Source organism: Pseudomonas silensiensis, from assembly GCF_050434865.1.
Lineage (GTDB): Bacteria > Pseudomonadota > Gammaproteobacteria > Pseudomonadales > Pseudomonadaceae > Aquipseudomonas > Aquipseudomonas fluorescens_W.
In genome coordinates this window covers 394016-415192 of sequence record NZ_JBNDJH010000003.1, presented here as the reverse complement: position 1 = coordinate 415192, position 21177 = coordinate 394016, and the positions used below count along the sequence as shown (strand labels likewise).

The window sequence follows — 21177 nt, the reverse complement described above, 5'->3', positions numbered from 1 at the left end:
AAGACTTATGGCAAAGCGTGACTATTACGAAGTATTGGGTGTTGAGCGTGGCTCAAGCGAAGCAGACCTGAAAAAGGCCTACCGTCGCCTGGCGATGAAGCACCACCCGGACCGTAATCCCGATGACAAAGCGTCGGAAGATATGTTCAAGGAGGCCAACGAGGCCTACGAGGTGCTGTCCGATTCCAGCAAGCGCGCGGCCTACGACCAGTACGGTCATGCCGGTGTTGACCCAAGCATGGGCGGCGGCGGTGCCGGGTTTGGCGGTCAGAACTTCTCCGACATCTTTGGTGATGTCTTCAGTGACTTCTTCGGCGGCGGTCGCGGCGGTTCTCGTGGCGGCGCTCAGCGCGGCAGCGACCTGCGCTACACCCTGGAACTGAACCTGGAAGAAGCGGTGCGCGGTACGACCGTGAATATCCGTGTTCCGACATTGGTCAACTGCAAGCCGTGCGACGGTTCGGGCGCCAAGAAAGGCTCCGCGCCGATCACTTGCCCGACTTGCGGCGGTATCGGTCAAGTCCGTATGCAGCAGGGCTTTTTCTCGGTGCAGCAGACGTGCCCGCGCTGCCATGGCCAAGGCAAGATCATTTCCGATCCGTGCAGCTCGTGCGACGGTCAAGGACGTGTCGAAGAGTACAAAACCCTCTCGGTGAAAGTGCCGGCCGGTGTCGATACCGGTGACCGCATTCGCCTGTCCGGCGAAGGCGAGGCGGGTGCTCAGGGTGGTCCGACTGGCGACCTGTACGTGGTGATCAACGTGCGTGAGCACGCGATCTTCCAGCGCGACGGCAAGCACCTGTTCTGCGAAGTGCCAATCAGCTTTGTCGATGCTGCGCTGGGTGGCGAGTTGGAGATTCCGACCCTTGATGGTCGAGTCAAACTGAAAATCCCTGAAGGGACTCAGACCGGCAAGCAGTTCCGTGTTCGCGGCAAGGGCGTGGCGCCAGTTCGCGGTGGCGGTGCTGGTGACTTGATGTGCCGGGTGGCGGTCGAAACCCCGGTCAATCTGGGGCGTCGTCAGCGCGAACTGCTGGAAGAGTTCCGTAGCTCGCTGGCGGATGACAACAGCCATTCGCCTAAAACCACTGGTTGGTTCGAAGGCGTGAAGCGCTTCTTCGGCGATTTGTAAGGAGTCGGCATGCGACGTATAGCTGTGATGGGCGCTGCCGGGCGCATGGGCAAGATTCTGGTCGAGGCGGTGCAGCAGCGCGCGCCGCTGACCGGGCTGACGGCAGCCATCGTACGCCCTGGCAGCACGCTGATTGGCGTAGATGCTGGTGAGCTGGCCTCGCTGGGGCGTATCGGCGTTCCGCTGTCCGGCAATCTGGACGCGGTGGCTGATGAGTTCGACGTATTGATCGACTTCACGCTCCCGGAAGTCATGCTGAAAAACCTGGCGTTCTGCCGTAAGGCGGGCAAGGCCATGGTGATCGGCACGACAGGACTGGACGCCGCGCAGAAGCAGCTGCTGGCCGAGGCTGGCAAGGATATTCCGATCGTGTTCGCAGCCAATTTCAGTGTCGGTGTAAACCTGTCGCTGAAGCTGCTCGACATGGCTGCTCGTGTGCTGGGTGATGACGCGGATATCGAGATCATCGAGGCTCATCATCGGCACAAGATCGATGCGCCTTCAGGTACGGCTCTGCGCATGGGCGAAGTCATCGCCAGCGCCCTGGATCGTGATCTGCAGAAGGTTGCGGTTTATGGTCGCGAAGGTCATACCGGTGCTCGCGAGCGTGAAGCGATCGGCTTTGCCACTGTTCGCGGTGGTGATGTAGTTGGCGATCATACGGTGCTGTTCGCCTGTGAGGGCGAGCGGCTGGAGATCACGCATAAAGCTTCCAGTCGCATGACCTTCGCCAAGGGCGCGGTACGTGCTGCGTTGTGGCTGGACGGTTGTGAGCCGGGTCTTTACGACATGCAAGATGTACTCGATCTGCGTTAAGATGCGCCCCGAAATCGGGTTCAAAGAGTGTGTTTGAACCCGGTTTTATTCCGCCAAGCGACGTCCTGTCGCATTCTCCGGCCTTTTAGGCTCATTGGCGGTAGACCAAAAATGCCTTTTTCTGTAAGCTACAGCTTTAGTGTGTCCACTAAAAGCGCGCAGAATTATTCGGTGAAGAAGCGGGGTGACGTGTCCATACGTCACTCCGCTTTTTTACAACCTGCGATCGCCCTTTCAGGCTTTATTTACGGGAGGTCTTCTTGACTAAGCCAGCCATACTCGCCCTTGCTGATGGCAGCATTTTTCGCGGCGAAGCCATTGGAGCCGACGGTCAAACCGTTGGTGAGGTGGTGTTCAACACCGCAATGACCGGCTATCAGGAAATCCTTACCGATCCTTCCTACGCCCAACAGATTGTTACCCTGACTTACCCGCACATCGGCAATACCGGCACCACGCCGGAAGACGCCGAGTCCAACCGCGTCTGGTCCGCGGGCCTGGTTATCCGTGACCTGCCACTGGTTGCGAGCAACTGGCGTAACACGATGTCTCTGTCCGACTACCTGAAAGCCAACAACGTTGTGGCAATCGCCGGTATCGACACTCGCCGCCTGACGCGCATCCTGCGTGAAAAAGGCGCGCAGAACGGCTGCATCATGGCCGGTGACAACATTTCCGAAGAAGCCGCCATCGCCGCCGCCCAGGGTTTCCCTGGCCTCAAAGGCATGGACCTGGCGAAAGTCGTCAGCACCAAAGAGAAATACGAGTGGCGCTCGACTGTCTGGGATTTGAAAACCGACAGCCACGCGACCATCGAGGCCTCTGAGCTGCCGTACCACGTGGTTGCCTACGACTACGGCGTCAAGCTGAACATCCTGCGCATGCTCGTCGAGCGCGGTTGCCGCGTGACCGTGGTGCCGGCACAGACGCCAGCTGCTGAAGCGCTGGCATTGAAGCCGGACGGCGTGTTCCTGTCCAACGGCCCTGGTGACCCGGAGCCTTGCGACTACGCGATCCAGGCGATCAAGGATGTGCTGGAAACCGACATTCCGGTCTTCGGTATCTGCCTTGGTCACCAACTGCTGGCCCTGGCCTCCGGTGCCAAGACCCTGAAAATGGGTCACGGCCACCATGGTGCCAACCACCCGGTCCAGGATCTGGACACCGGTGTGGTGATGATCACCAGCCAGAACCACGGTTTTGCGGTAGACGACGCGACCCTGCCAGCCAACGTCCGGGCGATCCACAAATCGCTGTTCGACGGCACCCTGCAAGGTATCGAACGTACCGACAAGAGCGCCTTCAGCTTCCAGGGTCACCCTGAAGCCAGCCCTGGCCCGAACGACGTAGCACCACTGTTTGATCGCTTCATCAACGAAATGGCCAAGCGACGCTAATCGCTCGCCTTGATGTAGCAAAGCTTGAGGGCGGTCCCGACACACGGTGGCCCCCTCAGGTCTTCAAAGATTGAACAAGACGGCTTGCCGACTGACCTGCGGATTTGAGTGACAAACCCATGCCAAAACGTACAGACATTAAAAGCATCCTGATTCTCGGCGCTGGCCCGATCGTGATCGGCCAGGCCTGCGAATTCGACTACTCCGGCGCCCAGGCCTGTAAAGCCCTGCGCGAGGAGGGTTACCGCGTCATCCTGGTGAACTCCAACCCAGCGACCATCATGACCGACCCGGCCATGGCCGACGCCACCTACATCGAGCCGATCAAGTGGCAGACGGTTGCCAAGATCATCGAGAAGGAGCGTCCGGACGCGCTGCTGCCGACCATGGGTGGCCAGACCGCTCTGAACTGCGCACTGGATCTGGAGCGCGAAGGCGTTCTGGAGAAGTTCGGCGTAGAGATGATCGGCGCCAATGCTGACACCATCGACAAGGCAGAAGACCGTTCGCGCTTCGACAAGGCGATGAAATCCATCGGCCTGGACTGCCCGCGTTCGGGTATCGCCCACAGCATGGAAGAGGCCAACGTGGTTCTCGAGAAGCTTGGCTTCCCGTGCATCATCCGTCCGTCCTTCACCATGGGCGGCACTGGTGGCGGTATCGCTTACAACCGTGAAGAGTTCGAAGAAATCTGCGCCCGCGGCCTCGACCTGTCGCCGACCAAAGAGCTGCTGATCGACGAATCCCTGATCGGCTGGAAAGAATATGAGATGGAGGTTGTCCGCGATAAGAAGGACAACTGCATCATCGTCTGCTCCATCGAAAACTTTGACCCGATGGGCGTGCACACCGGTGACTCGATCACCGTTGCTCCTGCACAAACCCTGACGGACAAGGAATACCAGATCATGCGTAACGCCTCGTTGGCGGTACTGCGTGAGATCGGCGTGGAAACCGGCGGCTCCAACGTTCAGTTTGGCATCTGCCCGGACACTGGCCGTATGGTCGTGATCGAGATGAACCCGCGTGTATCCCGCTCTTCGGCGCTGGCCTCGAAAGCCACTGGTTTCCCGATTGCGCGTATCGCTGCCAAGCTGGCGATCGGCTACACCCTGGACGAGCTGCAGAACGAAATCACCGGTGGCGCTACTCCTGCATCCTTCGAGCCGTCCATCGACTACGTCGTGACCAAACTGCCACGCTTCGCCTTCGAGAAATTCCCGAAAGCCGACGCGCGCCTGACCACTCAAATGAAGTCGGTGGGTGAAGTCATGGCCATCGGCCGGACTTTCCAGGAGTCCCTGCAGAAAGCCCTGCGCGGTCTGGAAGTGGGCGTTTGCGGCCTGGACGAGAAGCTCGACCTGAGCAATCCGGAAAGCATGAGCATCCTCAAGCGCGAACTGACCGTGCCGGGTGCCGAGCGTATCTGGTACGTGGCTGACGCCTTCCGAGCCGGCCTGTCGGTCGAAGACATCTTCGGCATGAACATGATCGACCCGTGGTTCCTGGTACAGATCGAAGATCTGATCAAGGAAGAAGAGAAGATCAAGACCCTGGGTCTGGCCAGCATCGACCGCGACTTGATGTTCCGCCTCAAGCGCAAAGGCTTCTCCGACATGCGTCTGGCCAAGCTGCTGGGCGTGACCGAGAAGGCTCTGCGTCGCCACCGTCACAAGTTGGAAATCTTCCCGGTCTACAAGCGCGTTGACACCTGCGCGGCCGAGTTCGCCACCGACACCGCCTACATGTACTCAACTTACGAGGAAGAGTGCGAAGCTGCGCCGTCGGGCCGTGACAAGATCATGATCCTCGGCGGCGGTCCTAACCGTATCGGCCAGGGTATCGAGTTCGACTACTGCTGCGTACACGCGGCACTGGCGCTGCGCGAAGACGGTTACGAGACCATCATGGTCAACTGCAACCCGGAAACCGTTTCCACCGATTACGACACCTCCGATCGCCTGTATTTCGAACCAGTGACCCTGGAAGACGTACTGGAAATCGTCCGCGTCGAGAAGCCGAAAGGCGTGATCGTCCAGTACGGCGGCCAAACCCCGCTGAAACTGGCTCGTGCCCTGGAAGAAGCCGGCGTGCCGATCATCGGCACCAGCCCTGACGCCATCGACCGTGCAGAAGACCGTGAGCGTTTCCAGCAAATGGTTGAGCGCCTGAACCTGCGTCAGCCGCCAAACGCCACCGTGCGCAGCGAAGACGAAGCGATTCGTGCCGCGGCCAAAATCGGTTACCCGCTGGTCGTTCGTCCGTCCTACGTACTGGGCGGCCGCGCGATGGAAATCGTTTACGAAGAAGAAGAGCTCAAGCGCTACCTGCGTGATGCGGTGAAAGTGTCCAACGACAGCCCGGTGCTGCTCGACCACTTCCTCAACTGCGCGATCGAAATGGACGTGGATGCGGTCTGCGACGGCACCGACGTGGTGATCGGCGCAATCATGCAGCACATCGAGCAGGCCGGCGTTCACTCCGGTGACTCCGCGTGCTCCCTGCCGCCGTACTCGCTGCCTGCTCACATCCAGGACGAAATGCGCGAACAGGTCAAGAAAATGGCCCTGGAGCTGGGCGTTGTCGGCCTGATGAACGTTCAGTTGGCGCTGCAAGGCGAAGACATCTACGTCATCGAAGTCAACCCGCGCGCTTCCCGTACCGTGCCGTTCGTGTCCAAGTGCATCGGTGTTTCCCTGGCAATGATCGCGGCTCGCGTGATGGCCGGTAAAACTCTGAAGGAAATTGGTTTCACCAAAGAAATCATTCCGAACTTCTACAGTGTGAAAGAGGCGGTGTTCCCATTCGCCAAATTCCCTGGCGTGGACCCGATTCTGGGCCCAGAGATGAAGTCCACTGGTGAAGTGATGGGCGTGGGCGACACCTTCGGTGAAGCGTTTGCCAAAGCCCAAATGGGCGCCAGCGAAGTGCTGCCGACCGGCGGTACCGCATTCATCAGCGTGCGTGATGACGACAAGCCACTGGTTGCAGGCGTGGCCCGTGATCTGATCAACTTGGGCTTCGAAGTGGTCGCCACTGCCGGTACTGCCAAGCTGATCGAAGCCGCAGGCCTGAAAGTGCGTCGTGTGAACAAGGTGACCGAGGGTCGTCCGCACGTGGTCGACATGATCAAGAATGACGAAGTCACCCTGATCATCAACACCACCGAAGGTCGTCAATCGATCGCTGATTCGTACTCCATTCGTCGTAATGCCTTGCAGCACAAGATTTACTGCACCACTACCATTGCTGCTGGCGAAGCTATCTGCGAAGCGCTGAAGTTCGGTCCCGAGAAGACCGTGCGCCGCTTGCAGGATCTACACGCAGGATTGAAGGCATGAGCATAACCAAGTACCCAATGACCGTTCAGGGCGCGAAAGCCCTGGAAGAAGAACACGCTCACCTGACCAAGGTCGTCCGTCCGAAGCTCAGCCAGGACATCGGTACGGCCCGCGAGTTGGGCGACCTGAAAGAAAACGCCGAATACCACGCTGCTCGCGAGCAGCAAGGTATGGTCGAGGCGCGGATCCGCGACATCGAAGGCCGCATGCAAAACGCGGTGATCATCGATGTCACGACCATTCCTCACACCGGCAAAGTCATCTTCGGCACCACCGTTGAAATCGCTAACGTCGAGACGGATGAAAGCGTCACTTACCACATCGTTGGTGAGGATGAGGCTGACTTCAAGCTCGGCAAGATTTCGGTCGGCTCGCCATTGGCCCGCGCCTTGATTGCCAAGGAAGAGGGTGATGTGGTTGCCGTGAAAACGCCTGGCGGCGTTATCGAGTACGAGATTGTCGAAGTTCGCCACATCTGAGCGCAGGCGCCCGCTACATGCGGGCGCCATGCTTTGGCAACTGACTCAGATGTTGTGGGTGGGTGGCCTGTGGCTGTTGCACATCGGTCTGCTGCCGGTGCTGGCCAAGATTGGCCTGGCGCCGCTGCTGATCGACGAAATTGCAGGCATGCTTGATGCGCTGATGGTGGGTTTCGCCACAGCGTGCGTGATTTTTCAGGCTTTGGTGCTGGTTCAGGCCGAGGGCCTCGTCAGTCTATGGCGCGATATTCGTGGGCAACTGCTAATGATGGCGCTGTATGCGTGTGCGATGTTTTTCGCGGTGCGCTTCGGTTGGCCGGATGCAGTGCGTTGGCAGGTGTTCAGCTATCTTGTTCTGGGCTTTTCCGGGCTGGTGCTGGTGTTGCAGCCGGTGCCTGGATGGAGTGGCAGGGTGCGCGAAGCACACCCTTGACCCTTGCCATCACTTGAAGCGATGAACGTTCGACAGCTGCTTGTTGACGCTGAAGTTCTTGCGGTAAATCAGTGCCATCTTGCCGATGACCTGAACCAGGTCCGCTTTGCCGACCTTGCACAGTTCTGCAATGTTCGCCAGACGCGACTCGCGATCGAGGATGTTGAGCTTGATTTTGATCAGCTCGTGATCCGCCAAAGCGCGTTCAAGTTCGGCTAATACACCTTCAGTCAAACCGTTGTCAGCCACAATCAAAACTGGTTTCAAATGGTGGCCAATGGATTTGTACTGTTTCTTCTGCTCTTGAGTGAGCGGCATAATCTGACCCTTTAGTCTGGATTCTGTAAAATGGCGGCCATTTTACCCGAGGGTTCGTGGATCCGCCCAATTAATCACGACCCTTATCATCGAGGTGCCCAATGGCGCGTTCCAAGACAAGCCTTGGTTGGCTGAAAAGACATGTCAATGATCCGTATGTGAAGCAGGCGCAGAAGGATGGCTACCGCTCGCGTGCGAGTTACAAGCTTCTGGAGGTCCAAGAGAAATACAAGCTGATCCGTCCGGGTATGAGCGTTGTCGACCTGGGTGCGGCGCCCGGTGGCTGGTCGCAGGTCACTAGCAGGCTGATCGGTGGGCAGGGGCGCCTGATCGCGTCGGACATCCTCGAAATGGACAGCATTCCGGACGTGACTTTCATCCAGGGTGACTTCACCCAGGACGAAGTGCTCGCTCAGATCCTTGAAGCCGTGGGTAATTCGCAGGTGGACCTTGTGATTTCCGATATGGCCCCCAATATGAGTGGTACGCCTGCCGTAGACATGCCAAAAGCCATGTTTCTTTGCGAGCTGGCTCTTGATCTGGCGGCTCGGATACTCAAGCCGGGTGGTAATTTCGTGATCAAGGTGTTTCAGGGTGAGGGGTTTGATGCTTACGTGAAGGACGCTCGTCAGAAGTTCGACAAGGTCCAGATGATCAAGCCGGACTCTTCCCGTGGCAGTTCCCGCGAGCAATACATGCTGGCTTGGGGCTATCGCGGCCGTAGTGAGTAAAACGAGGTTTTTTTGCGGGGTGATAGGTTTTTCGTATTTCGCCCCGCGTGCATAAACGAATATTGTGTAGAAAGTGTTTCACAAAGGGTTACAGACGGCGCCTGCCAGAGCCGTAGGTAATGTAGTAAGTTAGGCCGGTGAATATCATGCGAAGCGCGCGCCATTAGCGGAGCTTGCTTCAGAGGGTAGTTAATTGAACGATATGGCAAAGAATCTGATCCTGTGGTTGATCATCGCGGCTGTCCTGGTGACAGTGATGAACAACTTCTCCAGCCCTAACGAGCCGCAGACCCTCAACTATTCCGACTTCATCCAGCAGGTCAAGGATGGAAAGGTCGAGCGCGTAGCGGTTGACGGCTACGTGATTACCGGCAAACGCAACGATGGCGACAGCTTCAAGACCATTCGTCCGGCAATCCAGGACAACGGTCTGATCGGCGACCTCGTGGACAACCATGTCGTAGTTGAAGGCAAGCAACCTGAACAGCAAAGCATCTGGACTCAGCTCCTGGTCGCAAGCTTCCCGATCCTGGTGATCATCGCCGTGTTCATGTTCTTCATGCGGCAGATGCAGGGCGGCGCCGGTGGAAAGGGCGGGCCAATGAGCTTCGGCAAGAGTAAGGCGCGCCTGCTCTCCGAGGATCAGGTGAAAACCACCTTGGGTGACGTTGCCGGTTGTGACGAAGCCAAGGAAGAAGTTGGTGAGCTGGTCGAGTTCTTGCGTGATCCGGGCAAGTTCCAGCGTCTGGGTGGTCGCATTCCTCGCGGCGTGCTGATGGTGGGGCCTCCAGGTACCGGTAAAACGTTGCTCGCCAAAGCGATTGCAGGCGAAGCAAAAGTACCGTTCTTCACTATTTCCGGTTCCGATTTTGTCGAAATGTTTGTCGGTGTCGGTGCCAGCCGTGTTCGTGACATGTTCGAGCAGGCCAAGAAGCACGCGCCTTGCATCATCTTCATCGATGAAATCGACGCCGTCGGTCGCCATCGTGGCGCCGGGATGGGTGGTGGTCACGATGAGCGCGAGCAGACTCTCAACCAGTTGCTGGTAGAGATGGACGGCTTCGAAATGAACGACGGCATTATCGTCATCGCTGCAACCAACCGTCCGGATGTGCTGGACCCTGCGTTGCTGCGTCCGGGCCGTTTCGACCGTCAGGTTGTCGTCGGTCTGCCGGATATCCGTGGTCGCGAGCAGATTCTCAAGGTTCACATGCGAAAAGTGCCAATGGGTGACGATGTCGCTCCGGCCGTGATCGCTCGTGGTACCCCTGGTTTCTCTGGTGCTGACCTGGCTAACCTGGTGAACGAGGCGTCGTTGTTCGCGGCCCGTGCCGGCAAGCGCATCGTCGAAATGAAAGAATTTGAGTTGGCCAAAGACAAGATCATGATGGGCGCCGAGCGCAAATCCATGGTCATGTCCGAGAAAGAGAAGCAAAACACCGCTTACCATGAGGCAGGTCACGCTATTGTTGGGCGCGTAGTGCCTGAGCATGACCCGGTCTACAAGGTGTCGATCATCCCGCGCGGTCGTGCGCTGGGTGTGACCATGTTTCTGCCGGAAGAAGATCGCTACAGCCTGTCCAAGCGTGCGTTGATCAGTCAGATCTGCTCGTTGTATGGCGGTCGTATTGCTGAAGAAATGACCTTGGGCTTCGACGGCGTCACCACCGGTGCGTCAAACGACATCATGCGTGCCAGCCAGATTGCACGGAACATGGTGACCAAGTGGGGCTTGTCGGAAAAACTAGGTCCGTTGATGTACGCAGAAGAAGAGGGCGAAGTGTTCCTCGGTCGCGGCGGTGGCGGTCAGGGTGCAAGCTTCTCCGGTGAGACAGCCAAGTTGATCGACTCCGAAGTGCGCAGCATCATCGATCAGTGCTACGGCACGGCGAAGCAGATCCTCACTGATAACCGTGACAAGCTCGACGCCATGGCTGATGCCTTGATGAAGTACGAAACGATCGACGCTGATCAGATCGACGACATCATGGCGGGTCGTACGCCTCGTGAGCCTCGCGACTGGTCAGGCGGCGGCACCGGTACCTCCGGAACTCCTCCGGTAGCACAGGATCCGCGTCTGGAAACACCGATCGGCGGTCCGGCTGCTGACGTTTAAGGTTTGAAATGACTTCTGTTCAGTCCTCGACCCGGTTGCCTTGCGGCAATCGGGTTCTTGATTTAGCCCTGACGCACGTCATGGGTATTCTCAATGTCACTCCCGATTCCTTCTCTGATGGCGGCCAATTTAGCCAGCTCGATGCGGCCTTGCGCCACGCTGAGGCTATGGTGGCGGCCGGCGCGACGTTGATTGATGTCGGTGGCGAATCGACCCGGCCGGGTGCCAGGGTGGTTTCACCGCTGGAGGAGCTTGAACGCGTAGCTCCGGTCGTCGAGCGAATACATCGCGAGCTGGATGTAATTATCTCGGTCGACACTTCCACCCCGGCTGTCATGCGCGAAGCCGCACGGCTTGGCGCGGGGTTGATCAATGACGTGCGCTCGCTGCGGCGTGATGGTGCTCTGGATGCGGCTGCGGCCACCGGCTTGCCAGTCTGTCTCATGCATATGCTCGGTGAACCGGGCGACATGCAGGACAATCCGCAGTACCAGGACGTCACGAAAGAGGTCGGCGAGTTTCTTGCCGAGCGCATGGCTCAGTGTGCGTCGGTAGGAATTACGGCGGACCGGATCATCCTGGATCCGGGCTTTGGCTTCGCAAAAACCTTGCAGCACAATCTAAGCTTGTTCAAGCATATGGAGGCCTTGCATGCCTTGGGGCGACCCCTGTTGGTCGGGGTCTCGCGTAAGAGCATGATAGGTCAGGCATTGAATCGTCCGGTTGGCGAGCGTCTGTATGGTGGTCTGGCGCTTGCAGCGCTGGCTTCGGTCAAGGGTGCGCGTATATTGCGCGTCCATGATGTGGCCGAAACCGTCGATGTGGTGCGAATGATCGCCGCAGTGGACTCAGCCGAATAAGAATGATGGAGTACTTATGACTAAAAAATACTTTGGCACCGACGGCATTCGTGGTCGGGTCGGCGAATATCCGATTACTCCTGACTTCATGCTCAAGCTCGGCTGGGCTGCTGGCATGGCGTTCCGCAAAATGGGCGCCTGCAAGGTATTGGTGGGCAAGGACACGCGGATCTCCGGGTATATGTTCGAATCTGCGCTCGAGGCCGGACTTACATCGGCAGGTGCCGATGTCATGCTCCTGGGGCCGATGCCGACACCGGCCATCGCCTACCTGACGCGTACCTTCCAGGCCGAAGCGGGCATCGTGATCAGTGCCTCGCACAACCCTCACGATGACAATGGCATCAAGTTTTTCTCCGGGAAGGGCACCAAGCTTCCTGATGAAGTCGAGCATATGATCGAAGAATTGCTCGACACCCCGATGACCGTGGTTGAGTCGAGCAAGATCGGCAAGGTATCGCGCATCAACGATGCGTCAGGTCGCTATATCGAATTCTGCAAAAGCAGCGTCCCGACCGGCACCAGCTTCGCGGGCCTGAAGATCGTGATCGACTGCGCTCACGGGGCGACCTACAAGGTGGCGCCAAGTGTATTCCGTGAGCTGGGGGCCGATGTCGTTGTGCTTTCTGCTCAGCCTAACGGGCTGAACATCAATGACAATTGCGGTTCGACCCATATGGGGCAGTTGCAAGCCGCGGTATTGGCAGAACATGCTGATCTGGGTATTGCTTTCGACGGTGATGGCGATCGTGTTCTGATGGTGGATCATACCGGCGCCATAGTTGATGGTGATGAGCTGCTATTCATCATTGCCCGCGATCTGCATGAGCACGATAAATTGCAGGGCGGAGTAGTCGGTACATTGATGAGTAACCTGGGGCTGGAGTTGGCTCTGGCGGATCTGTCGATTCCTTTTGTGCGCGCCAACGTCGGTGATCGTTACGTGATCGCAGACCTGTTGGAGCGCAAATGGCTGGTGGGTGGTGAAAATTCGGGGCACATTGTCTGCTTCAACCACACCACCACCGGTGACGCGATCATTGCCGCATTGCAGGTATTGATGGCGCTGAAGACCCGCTCCGAGGGGTTGGCGCAATCGCGGCAGGCGCTGCGCAAGTGCCCTCAGGTGCTGATCAATGTACGATTCGGCGGTGGTGCGAGCCCTCTTGATCATCCGTCCGTCAAGGAGGCAAGCGAGCGCGTTACCAAGGCTATGGCGGGTCGTGGGCGCGTGCTGTTGCGCAAGTCCGGGACGGAGCCGCTGGTGCGTGTCATGGTCGAAGGCGAGGACGAAACACAGGTTCGCGGCTACGCCGAAGAGCTGGCAAAACTGGTTACTGAAGTTTCTGCCTGATTTCGGCTTGCCAGCCATGATTGTGTTGGGTAACATCTGCGCCCACTTTGACCGACGAGGTACAGCATGCGTCGCCCTATGGTAGCTGGTAACTGGAAGATGCACGGTACCCGCGCCAGCGTCGCTGAGCTGATCAATGGCCTTCGTCATCTGGCCTTGCCGAGCGATGTTGATGTAGCGGTATTCCCGCCTTGCTTGCATATCAATCTAGTGATTGATGGCTTGAAGGAAAAGTCGATTTCGGTCGGCGCGCAGAACTCTGCGGTGGAATCCATGCAGGGTGCATTGACCGGTGAAGTTGCGCCGAGTCAGTTAGTTGATGCAGGTTGTTCCCTGGTGCTTGTCGGGCACTCCGAGCGCCGCCAGATAATGGGCGAGCAGGACGGAATGCTGATTCGCAAGTTCGCAGCGGCACAGGCATGCGGCTTGATTCCGGTATTGTGCGTAGGGGAGACCCTTGAAGAGCGCGAAGCTGGAAAAACTCTTGAGGTTGTCGGGCGTCAGCTAGGCAGTATCATAGAGGAGCTGGGTGTTGGTGCCTTTGCAAAGGCAGTAATTGCTTACGAGCCGGTCTGGGCCATTGGTACCGGGCTGACTGCTTCGCCGCAACAGGCGCAGGATGTGCATGCAGCCATTCGCGCTCAGTTGGCGGCAGAGAATTCTGAGGTCGCACAAGGTGTGCGGCTTCTATACGGCGGCAGCGTGAAGGCGGCCAATGCGGTCGAACTGTTCGGCATGCCGGATATCGATGGGGGGCTCATTGGTGGAGCTTCCCTGAATGCAGATGAGTTCGGTGCGATTTGTCGCGCCGCGGGAAACTGAAAAAATGCTGGAAACAGTCGTAGTCGTTTTTCATCTGCTGGGTGCATTGGGCGTAGTTGCTCTGGTATTGCTGCAGCAGGGTAAAGGTGCGGATGCTGGCGCGTCTTTCGGAGCAGGTGCTTCAAATACTGTGTTCGGAAGCCAAGGTTCCTCTACCTTTCTTAGTAAGTTTACTGCTATACTTGCCGCCGGTTTCTTCATAACCAGCTTAGGGTTAGGTTACTTTGCTAAAGAGAAGGCTCACCAGCTGACTCAAGTAGGTTTGCCAAATCCAGCAGTGTTGGAAGTTCCAAAGCAACAACCGGCTTCTGATGATGTCCCGGTGCTTCAAGAGCAAAAGTCGGCTACTCCAGCGACTGACGTGCCTCCAGCTCAAGAGCAGAAGTAAGAAGGTTTCAAACGTAGTATTGCCGAGGTGGTGGAATTGGTAGACACGCAACCTTGAGGTGGTTGTGCCCATAGGGTGTAGGGGTTCGAGTCCCCTTCTCGGTACCAATTATCAGGAGAGCCCGCTGTTGCGGGCTTTCTTGTAGGTGGAAGGTTACATTGACCCTGTCAGGGATCGGTCGTATACTTCCGCCCCAGCTTTGTCGCGGGGTGGAGCAGTCTGGTAGCTCGTCGGGCTCATAACCCGAAGGTCGTCGGTTCAAATCCGGCCCCCGCAACCAGTTTAAGGAGCCCCTTTTAAGGGGCTTTTTGTTAGCTGGACACTTTCAACGCCGCTGTTCGACGGCGTTTCAAGGATGGGCGTTTCGCCCATTTTTTTATTTTGCACAGCATGCACATACATGCACGAGGGGGTTCAGGTGTCGAGCAAGCTAGAAGAGTTGCAGGCCTTGCTGGCCCCGGTGGTCGTGGCCCTAGGCTATGAATGCTGGGGTATTGAGTTTTCGGCTCAAGGTCGCCACTCAATGTTGCGCGTTTATATCGATAAAGAGGGCGGTGTGCTGGTGGACGATTGCGCCATTGTCAGCCGTCAGATCAGCGGTGTCCTGGATGTTGAAGATCCAATCGCCGTTGAATACACCCTTGAAGTTTCCTCGCCTGGCATGGAACGCCCGCTGTTCACTATTGAGCAGTTTGCAAAATTTGCCGGTGAACAAGTGAAGATCAAGCTGCGCTCGCCTTTTGAAGGCCGACGCAACTTTCAGGGCCTTCTGCGCGGTGTAGAAGAGCAGGACGTCGTGGTGCAGGTAGAGGACCATGAGTTCCTGTTGCCGATCGATATGATCGACAAGGCCAACATTATTCCCAGTTTTGACTGAGACGCGGATCCCGCGGATCCAATGGCTTGCGAAAGGCGAGGCGTACGATGAGCAAAGAAGTACTGCTGGTTGTTGAGTCGGTATCCAATGAAAAGGGCGTACCGGCAAACGTAATTTTTGAAGCGCTGGAGCTGGCTCTGGCCACTGCTACCAAAAAACGTTTCGAGGACGAAGTCGATCTGCGTGTGGAAATCAATCGCCACACCGGTGCTTACGAGACATTCCGTCGCTGGACGGTCGTCGAAGAAGCAGACCTGGACGATCCGGCCATCGAAACCTGGCCGAGCAAGGTTGCAGAAACGCATCCTGGTGCTCAGGTTGGTGATGTAGTCGAAGAAAAGATCGAATCCATCGAGTTCGGCCGCATTGCTGCACAGACTGCCAAGCAAGTCATCGTGCAGAAAGTTCGCGAAGCCGAGCGCGCTCAAGTCGTTGATGCCTATCGCGAGCGCCTGGGGGAAATCATCTCCGGCACCGTGAAGAAAGTGACCCGCGACAACGTGATCGTCGACCTGGGCAACAACGCTGAAGCGTTGCTGGCTCGCGAAGACATCATTTCTCGCGAAACCTTCCGGGTTGGCGTGCGTTTGCGTGCGCTGCTCAAGGAGATCCGCACCGAGAACCGCGGCCCGCAGCTGATCCTGTCGCGTACCGCGCCGGAAATGCTGATCGAGTTGTTCCGCATCGAAGTGCCGGAAATTGCTGAAGGCCTGATCGAAGTAATGGCAGCATCCCGTGACCCGGGTTCGCGCGCCAAGATCGCGGTCCGCTCCAAGGACAAACGCATCGACCCGCAAGGCGCTTGCATCGGTATGCGCGGTTCGCGCGTCCAGGCAGTGTCGGGTGAGTTGGGCGGTGAGCGTGTGGACATCGTCCTGTGGGACGACAACCCGGCTCAGTTCGTGATCAATGCAATGTCGCCGGCTGAAGTGGCGGCAATTATCGTTGACGAAGATGCCCATGCAATGGACATCGCCGTTGGCGCAGACAATCTGGCTCAGGCCATTGGTCGGGGTGGTCAGAACGTGCGTCTGGCTAGCCAGTTGACTGGCTGGACCCTGAACGTGATGACCGAATCGGACATCCAGGCTAAGCAGCAAGCAGAAACCGGCGACATCCTGCGCAACTTCATCGACGAGCTGGAAGTCGACGAAGACCTGGCACAGGTGCTGGTAGATGAAGGCTTTACGAGCCTGGAAGAGATTGCCTACGTACCGTTGGAAGAAATGCTCAACATCGACGGCTTTGACGAAGAAACCGTCAACGAGCTTCGCGCTCGCGCCAAGGATCGTTTGTTGACCAAAGCCATCGCTACTGAGGAAAAGCTGGCAGACGCCCATCCGGCCGAAGACCTGCTCTCGCTTGAGGGTATGGACAAGGATTTGGCGATGGAACTGGCGGTGCGCGGCGTAATTACCCGCGAAGACCTGGCCGAGCAGTCTATTGACGACCTGCTCGACATCGACGGCATTGACGATGATCGTGCCGGCAAGTTGATCATGGCCGCCCGAGCCCACTGGTTCGAGTAATTAGGCGCGGCCTGAGGAGAGAAGTGCATGACGCAAGTCACGGTGAAACAACTGGCCGATGAGGTCAAAACACCGGTAGAGCGCCTGTTGCAGCAGATGCGTGAGGCAGGTCTGCCGCACACCGCCGCCGAAGAACATGTGACTGACAGTGAGAAGCAATCTTTGCTGACTCACTTGAAAAGCAGCCACAAGGCGAAAGTGGAAGAACCACGCAAGATCACGCTGCAGCGTAAAACCACCAGCACCCTGCGTGTTGCTGGCAGCAAAAGCATCAGCGTTGAAGTCCGTAAGAAGAAAGTTTTCGTACAGCGCAGCCCGGAAGAAATCGAAGCCGAGCGCAAACGCGAACTGGAAGAACGTCGCGCAGTAGAAAATGCTGCACGTCAGAAGGCTGAAGAAGAAGCCAAGCGTCGCGCCGAAGAAGAAGCGCGTCGCCAGCCTGCTGCTGCGCAATCCGCTACTAATGACGCCGTTGCAGCACCTGCTGCAGTTGCCGAGCCAGTACGTGAAAGCGCGCCGGTTGTGGCTGCTGCTCCAGCGCCGTCTGCCGATGTTCGCAATAAGCAGAACGAACAGCGCCGTCCGGACAAACCACGTGCCGACGATAACAGTCGTCGTGGCAGTGGCGATGGTGAGCGCAAAAACGCTCCGCATCGTGCTTCGGTCAAGGAAAAAGCGCCTGCTCCACGCGTTGCCCCACGTACTACCGACGAAGAAAGCGATGGCTTCCGTCGTGGTGGTCGCGGCAAGGCCAAGCTGAAAAAACGCAACGCTCACGGTTTCCAGAGCCCAACCGGCCCTGTTGTGCGCGAAGTGAAGATCGGCGAGACCATCACTGTTGGCGATCTCGCCCAGCAGATGTCGGTCAAGGCTGCTGAAATCATCAAGTTCATGTTCAAACTGGGTACTCCAGCGACCATCAACCAGGTACTGGATCAGGAAACTGCCCAACTGGTTGCTGAAGAGCTGGGCCACAAAGTGACCCTGGTCAGCGACACCGCCCTGGAAGATTCCCTGGCCGAGTCCCTGAAGTTTGAAGGTGAAGCGTTCTCCCGTGCACCAGTCGTGACCGTAATGGGCCACGTTGACCACGGTAAGACCTCGCTGCTCGACTATATCCGTCGTGCCAAGGTAGCTGCAGGCGAAGCCGGCGGTATCACCCAGCACATCGGTGCGTACCACGTTGAAACCGAACGCGGCATGGTCACCTTCCTCGACACCCCGGGTCACGCGGCGTTTACCGCAATGCGTGCTCGTGGTGCCAAGGCGACCGACATCGTGATCCTGGTGGTTGCAGCGGACGACGGCGTAATGCCGCAGACCGTTGAAGCCGTTCAGCACGCCAAGGCTGCCGGTGTTCCGCTGGTTGTTGCAGTGAACAAAATCGACAAGCCGGGCGCTGATCTCGATCGCATCCGTAGCGAACTGTCGGTTCACGGCGTGACTTCGGAAGAGTGGGGCGGCGACACCCCGTTCGTATCGGTTTCGGCGAAAGTCGGTACTGGCGTGGACGAGTTGCTCGAAGCTGTTCTGCTGCAAGCTGAAGTCCTGGAACTGAAAGCGACTCCTTCGGCCCCTGGCCGTGGCGTTGTGGTTGAATCGCGTCTCGACAAAGGTCGTGGCCCGGTTGCTACCGTTCTGGTTCAAGACGGTACCCTGCGCCAAGGCGACATGGTGCTGGTCGGTTCGAACTATGGCCGCGTTCGCGCCATGCTCGACGAGAACGGCAAGCCAATCAAGGAAGCGGGTCCTTCCATCCCTGTCGAGATTCTCGGCCTGGACGGTACCCCGGACGCTGGCGACGAGATGAGCGTAGTTGCCGACGAGAAGAAAGCCCGTGAAGTGGCTCTGTTCCGTCAAGGCAAGTTCCGCGAAGTCAAACTGGCCCGTGCTCACGCTGGCAAGCTTGAAAACATCTTCGAGAACATGGGTCAGGAAGAGAAGAAGACGCTCAACATCGTCCTCAAATCCGACGTCCGTGGTTCGCTGGAAGCGTTGAACGGTGCCTTGAACGGCCTGGGTAACGACGAAGTGCAAGTGCGTGTTGTCGGTGGCGGTGTCGGTGGTATCACCGAGTCCGACGCCAACCTGGCACTGGCTTCCAACGCTGTACTGTTCGGCTTCAACGTGCGTGCCGATGCTGGCGCTCGCAAGATCGTCGAGCAGGAAGGTCTGGATATGCGTTACTACAACGTGATCTACGACATCATCGAAGACGTCAAGAAAGCCCTCACCGGTATGCTGGGCAGCGATGTTCGCGAGAACATCCTGGGTACCGCTGAAGTGCGTGACGTGTTCCGTTCGCCGAAGTTTGGCGCGATCGCCGGTTGCATGGTTATCGAAGGTGTTGTTCACCGTAACCGTCCAATCCGTGTACTGCGTGAAGACATCGTTATCTTCGAAGGCGAGCTGGAATCCCTGCGCCGCTTCAAGGATGACGCTTCCGAAGTACGTGCCGGCATGGAATGCGGTATCGGCGTGAAGAGCTACAACGACGTCAAAGTCGGTGACAAGATCGAAGTCTTCGAGAAGGTTCAGGTTGCTCGCAGCCTCTAACTCGCGCACTTCAAGGGCCACGATGAGCCGCCGCATGCAGATGCGCGACACAGCGTCAGGACTCTAAACGCAACGCCCGGTCTGGCTTTTGTCAGGCCGGGCGTTTGCCGCTTTCAGACCCTTCGGGTTTCACCGTGGGGCAGTAACAGGTAACAAGACATGGCAAAAGAATACAGCCGTACCCAACGTATCGGCGATCAGATGCAGCGTGAGCTGGCACAGCTGATCCGTCGTGAAGTCAAAGACCCGCGCGTCGGCCTGGTCACCATTACCGCTGTTGAAGTCAGCCGTGACGTCGGTCACGCCAAGATCTTCATCACCGTGATGGGTCAGGATAACGCTGAAGACATCGCGCAAAGCATCAAGGTGCTCAACTCCGCCGCCGGTTTCCTGCGCATGCAGCTGGCTCGCGAAATGAAGTTGCGCAGCGTTCCACAGCTGCACTTCCACTACGACGAAAGCGTCGTGCGTGGTGCTCATCTGTCGGCATTGATCGAGCGTGCAGTGGCTGAAGACAATCAGCATCCGGTTGCGGCAGAAGCCGAAGACACCAAGGAGTAATCGGTGGCTCAGGTCAAACGTATCCGTCGTAACGTCAGCGGCATCATCCTGCTCGACAAGCCACTGGGGTTCACCTCCAATGCGGCGTTGCAGAAGGTCCGCTGGCTGCTGAACGCCGAGAAGGCCGGGCACACCGGCAGTCTCGATCCGCTGGCCACCGGCGTGTTGCCGTTGTGCTTCGGTGAGGCCACCAAGTTTTCGCAATACCTGCTCGACTCCGACAAGGGTTACGAGACCCTGGCGCAACTGGGCAAGACCACCACCACGGCCGATGCCGAGGGGGATGTTTTGCTGGAGCGCCCGGTGACCGTTGGTCGCGCCGATGTCGAAGCGGTACTGCCGAAATTTCGTGGGCAAATCAGTCAGATACCGCCCATGTACTCGGCGCTCAAACGTGATGGCCAGCCGTTGTACAAGCTGGCCCGGGCAGGTGAAGTAGTGGAGCGCGAACCGCGTTCTGTTACTATTACGCGCTTGGAATTACTGGCCTTTGAAGGTGATACTGCGCGGCTTGCAGTGGATTGCACCAAAGGTACCTATATCCGCACCCTGGTGGAGGATATCGGTGAGCAACTCGGTTGTGGCGCTTACGTTGCTGAACTGCGACGTACCCAGGCCGGGCCTTTCACGCTGGCCCAGACGGTCACGCTGGAAGAGTTGGAAGCGGTACATGCCGAAGGCGGCAACGAAGCGGTCGACCGCTTCCTGATGCCATCGGACAGCGGCCTGCTGGATTGGCCACTGTTGCAGTTCTCGGAGCACAGCTCGTTCTACTGGCTTAACGGCCAACCGGTACGAGCCCCGGATGCACCGAAGTTCGGCATGGTACGGGTACAGGATCACAATGGTCGCTTCATCGGTATCGGTGAAGTGAGCGAAGACGGGCGCATCGCGCCACGTCGACTGATTCGGTCAGAATGACCGAACGAGTGTGGCTGTTAACAGGCACGGTCACTACTCATTTTTAGATACAGGGATTTGTCCCTGGCCTGTTGAAGCTGTTTCTTTGAAACAGTTTCCTGATAAAAGGATTGCCTCATGGCTCTCGACGTTCAAGAAAAAGCTCAAATCGTAGCTGACTACCAGCAAGCTGTTGGTGACACTGGTTCGCCAGAAGTGCAAGTTGCACTGCTGACCCACAACATCAACAAGCTGCAAGGTCACTTCAAGGCCAACGGTAAAGATCACCACTCCCGTCGTGGTCTGATCCGCATGGTAAACCAGCGTCGTAAGCTGCTGGACTACCTGAAAGGCAAGGATCTGGGTCGTTATCAGACTCTGATCGGTCGCCTGGGTCTGCGTCGCTAATAAGCGATTGCGCTAGAGGTTGGTTGTCTGTCGTACGTCAGCGGGTTTCCCGCTGGCGCATGGCAGGCTCCCAGCCTCAAGTTTTATCTGGATACCTGCTTTACCTGGACAATGACAGTCGGGCCGATTCCCGGCGTTGCCCAAGAATTTCGCAAGAAG

General features: G+C 57.7%; 19 protein-coding genes and 2 tRNA genes. 20 read left to right on the top strand and 1 reads right to left on the bottom strand.

What is annotated here, in order from left to right; all coding sequences use genetic code 11:
* The first annotated feature begins 7 nt into the window (after positions 1 to 7).
* From dnaJ to QF010_RS06495, 6 genes are all read left to right on the top strand, one after another.
* Positions 8 to 1132 (top strand): molecular chaperone DnaJ, encoded by a 1125-nt coding sequence (dnaJ, locus tag QF010_RS06520; protein ID WP_033058131.1) that lies wholly within the window; start codon positions 8 to 10, stop codon positions 1130 to 1132.
* 9 nt (positions 1133 to 1141) lie between these two features.
* A complete protein-coding gene (gene dapB / locus QF010_RS06515; RefSeq protein WP_429532627.1) occupies positions 1142 to 1948 on the top strand; it encodes a 4-hydroxy-tetrahydrodipicolinate reductase in 807 nt (268 codons plus the stop codon).
* Between the two features lie 260 nt (positions 1949 to 2208).
* The gene (carA, locus tag QF010_RS06510; protein WP_033058128.1) at positions 2209 to 3345 is read left to right on the top strand and encodes a glutamine-hydrolyzing carbamoyl-phosphate synthase small subunit; all 1137 of its coding nucleotides are present in this window, start codon (positions 2209 to 2211) and stop codon (positions 3343 to 3345) included.
* Between the two features lie 119 nt (positions 3346 to 3464).
* The gene (carB, locus tag QF010_RS06505; protein WP_033058126.1) at positions 3465 to 6686 is read left to right on the top strand and encodes a carbamoyl-phosphate synthase large subunit; all 3222 of its coding nucleotides are present in this window, start codon (positions 3465 to 3467) and stop codon (positions 6684 to 6686) included.
* A 2-nt stretch (positions 6687 to 6688) separates the two neighbouring features.
* A complete protein-coding gene (greA, locus tag QF010_RS06500; protein WP_033058235.1) occupies positions 6689 to 7165 on the top strand; it encodes a transcription elongation factor GreA in 477 nt (158 codons plus the stop codon).
* Positions 7166 to 7193: 28 nt separating this feature from the next.
* Positions 7194 to 7598 (top strand): MFS transporter, encoded by a 405-nt coding sequence (locus QF010_RS06495; RefSeq protein ID WP_429511116.1) that lies wholly within the window; start codon positions 7194 to 7196, stop codon positions 7596 to 7598.
* Positions 7599 to 7607: 9 nt separating this feature from the next.
* Here QF010_RS06495 and QF010_RS06490 read toward each other — a convergent pair whose 3' ends face one another.
* On the bottom strand, positions 7608 to 7916 hold the full coding sequence (locus tag QF010_RS06490; RefSeq protein WP_008057408.1) for a YhbY family RNA-binding protein: 309 nt from the start codon (positions 7914 to 7916) through the stop codon (positions 7608 to 7610).
* A 101-nt stretch (positions 7917 to 8017) separates the two neighbouring features.
* Here QF010_RS06490 and rlmE point away from each other — a divergent pair, with 101 nt between their 5' ends.
* The 14 genes from rlmE (at position 8018) to rpsO (ending at position 21018) form a co-directional block, all read left to right on the top strand.
* Positions 8018 to 8647 (top strand): 23S rRNA (uridine(2552)-2'-O)-methyltransferase RlmE, encoded by a 630-nt coding sequence (gene rlmE / locus QF010_RS06485; RefSeq protein WP_046054045.1) that lies wholly within the window; start codon positions 8018 to 8020, stop codon positions 8645 to 8647.
* Between the two features lie 202 nt (positions 8648 to 8849).
* On the top strand, positions 8850 to 10763 hold the full coding sequence (ftsH, locus tag QF010_RS06480; protein WP_429532626.1) for an ATP-dependent zinc metalloprotease FtsH: 1914 nt from the start codon (positions 8850 to 8852) through the stop codon (positions 10761 to 10763).
* 8 nt (positions 10764 to 10771) lie between these two features.
* Positions 10772 to 11623, top strand: a complete 852-nt coding sequence (folP, locus tag QF010_RS06475) for a dihydropteroate synthase (protein WP_033058122.1) — start codon at positions 10772 to 10774, stop codon at positions 11621 to 11623.
* A 16-nt stretch (positions 11624 to 11639) separates the two neighbouring features.
* A complete protein-coding gene (gene glmM, locus QF010_RS06470; RefSeq protein ID WP_429532625.1) occupies positions 11640 to 12977 on the top strand; it encodes a phosphoglucosamine mutase in 1338 nt (445 codons plus the stop codon).
* Positions 12978 to 13043: 66 nt separating this feature from the next.
* The gene (gene tpiA / locus QF010_RS06465; protein WP_429532624.1) at positions 13044 to 13799 is read left to right on the top strand and encodes a triose-phosphate isomerase; all 756 of its coding nucleotides are present in this window, start codon (positions 13044 to 13046) and stop codon (positions 13797 to 13799) included.
* 4 nt (positions 13800 to 13803) lie between these two features.
* Complete coding sequence (gene secG / locus QF010_RS06460; RefSeq protein WP_017336473.1) at positions 13804 to 14187, top strand: preprotein translocase subunit SecG; 384 nt, start codon at positions 13804 to 13806, stop codon at positions 14185 to 14187.
* A gap of 21 nt (positions 14188 to 14208) precedes the next feature.
* Positions 14209 to 14294: transfer RNA gene (locus QF010_RS06455), tRNA-Leu, on the top strand.
* Positions 14295 to 14390: 96 nt separating this feature from the next.
* Positions 14391 to 14467: transfer RNA gene (locus tag QF010_RS06450), tRNA-Met, on the top strand.
* A gap of 138 nt (positions 14468 to 14605) precedes the next feature.
* Positions 14606 to 15064: a ribosome maturation factor RimP gene (gene rimP, locus QF010_RS06445; RefSeq protein ID WP_010463487.1), complete on the top strand. Its 459-nt coding sequence runs from the start codon at positions 14606 to 14608 to the stop codon at positions 15062 to 15064.
* Between the two features lie 47 nt (positions 15065 to 15111).
* The gene (nusA, locus tag QF010_RS06440; RefSeq protein WP_008024459.1) at positions 15112 to 16593 is read left to right on the top strand and encodes a transcription termination factor NusA; all 1482 of its coding nucleotides are present in this window, start codon (positions 15112 to 15114) and stop codon (positions 16591 to 16593) included.
* Positions 16594 to 16620: 27 nt separating this feature from the next.
* The gene (infB, locus tag QF010_RS06435) at positions 16621 to 19149 is read left to right on the top strand and encodes a translation initiation factor IF-2 (protein ID WP_033058116.1); all 2529 of its coding nucleotides are present in this window, start codon (positions 16621 to 16623) and stop codon (positions 19147 to 19149) included.
* 159 nt (positions 19150 to 19308) lie between these two features.
* A complete protein-coding gene (gene rbfA, locus QF010_RS06430; RefSeq protein WP_008149016.1) occupies positions 19309 to 19710 on the top strand; it encodes a 30S ribosome-binding factor RbfA in 402 nt (133 codons plus the stop codon).
* A gap of 3 nt (positions 19711 to 19713) precedes the next feature.
* Positions 19714 to 20631: a tRNA pseudouridine(55) synthase TruB gene (gene truB, locus QF010_RS06425; protein ID WP_008149014.1), complete on the top strand. Its 918-nt coding sequence runs from the start codon at positions 19714 to 19716 to the stop codon at positions 20629 to 20631.
* A 117-nt stretch (positions 20632 to 20748) separates the two neighbouring features.
* On the top strand, positions 20749 to 21018 hold the full coding sequence (gene rpsO, locus QF010_RS06420; protein ID WP_003177875.1) for a 30S ribosomal protein S15: 270 nt from the start codon (positions 20749 to 20751) through the stop codon (positions 21016 to 21018).
* Positions 21019 to 21177 lie beyond the last annotated feature (159 nt).

Coding starts and splice junctions, on each gene's coding strand:
- tpiA (WP_429532624.1), top strand. CDS start 13,044: ATGCGTCGCCCTATGGTAGCTGGTAACTGGAAGATGCACGGTACCCGC.
- rpsO (WP_003177875.1), top strand. CDS start 20,749: ATGGCTCTCGACGTTCAAGAAAAAGCTCAAATCGTAGCTGACTACCAG.
- QF010_RS06490 (WP_008057408.1), bottom strand. CDS start 7,916: ATGCCGCTCACTCAAGAGCAGAAGAAACAGTACAAATCCATTGGCCAC.
- dnaJ (WP_033058131.1), top strand. CDS start 8: ATGGCAAAGCGTGACTATTACGAAGTATTGGGTGTTGAGCGTGGCTCA.
- carB (WP_033058126.1), top strand. CDS start 3,465: ATGCCAAAACGTACAGACATTAAAAGCATCCTGATTCTCGGCGCTGGC.
- rbfA (WP_008149016.1), top strand. CDS start 19,309: ATGGCAAAAGAATACAGCCGTACCCAACGTATCGGCGATCAGATGCAG.
- secG (WP_017336473.1), top strand. CDS start 13,804: ATGCTGGAAACAGTCGTAGTCGTTTTTCATCTGCTGGGTGCATTGGGC.
- dapB (WP_429532627.1), top strand. CDS start 1,142: ATGCGACGTATAGCTGTGATGGGCGCTGCCGGGCGCATGGGCAAGATT.
- nusA (WP_008024459.1), top strand. CDS start 15,112: ATGAGCAAAGAAGTACTGCTGGTTGTTGAGTCGGTATCCAATGAAAAG.
- rlmE (WP_046054045.1), top strand. CDS start 8,018: ATGGCGCGTTCCAAGACAAGCCTTGGTTGGCTGAAAAGACATGTCAAT.
- folP (WP_033058122.1), top strand. CDS start 10,772: ATGACTTCTGTTCAGTCCTCGACCCGGTTGCCTTGCGGCAATCGGGTT.
- infB (WP_033058116.1), top strand. CDS start 16,621: ATGACGCAAGTCACGGTGAAACAACTGGCCGATGAGGTCAAAACACCG.
- glmM (WP_429532625.1), top strand. CDS start 11,640: ATGACTAAAAAATACTTTGGCACCGACGGCATTCGTGGTCGGGTCGGC.
- ftsH (WP_429532626.1), top strand. CDS start 8,850: ATGGCAAAGAATCTGATCCTGTGGTTGATCATCGCGGCTGTCCTGGTG.
- QF010_RS06495 (WP_429511116.1), top strand. CDS start 7,194: ATGCTTTGGCAACTGACTCAGATGTTGTGGGTGGGTGGCCTGTGGCTG.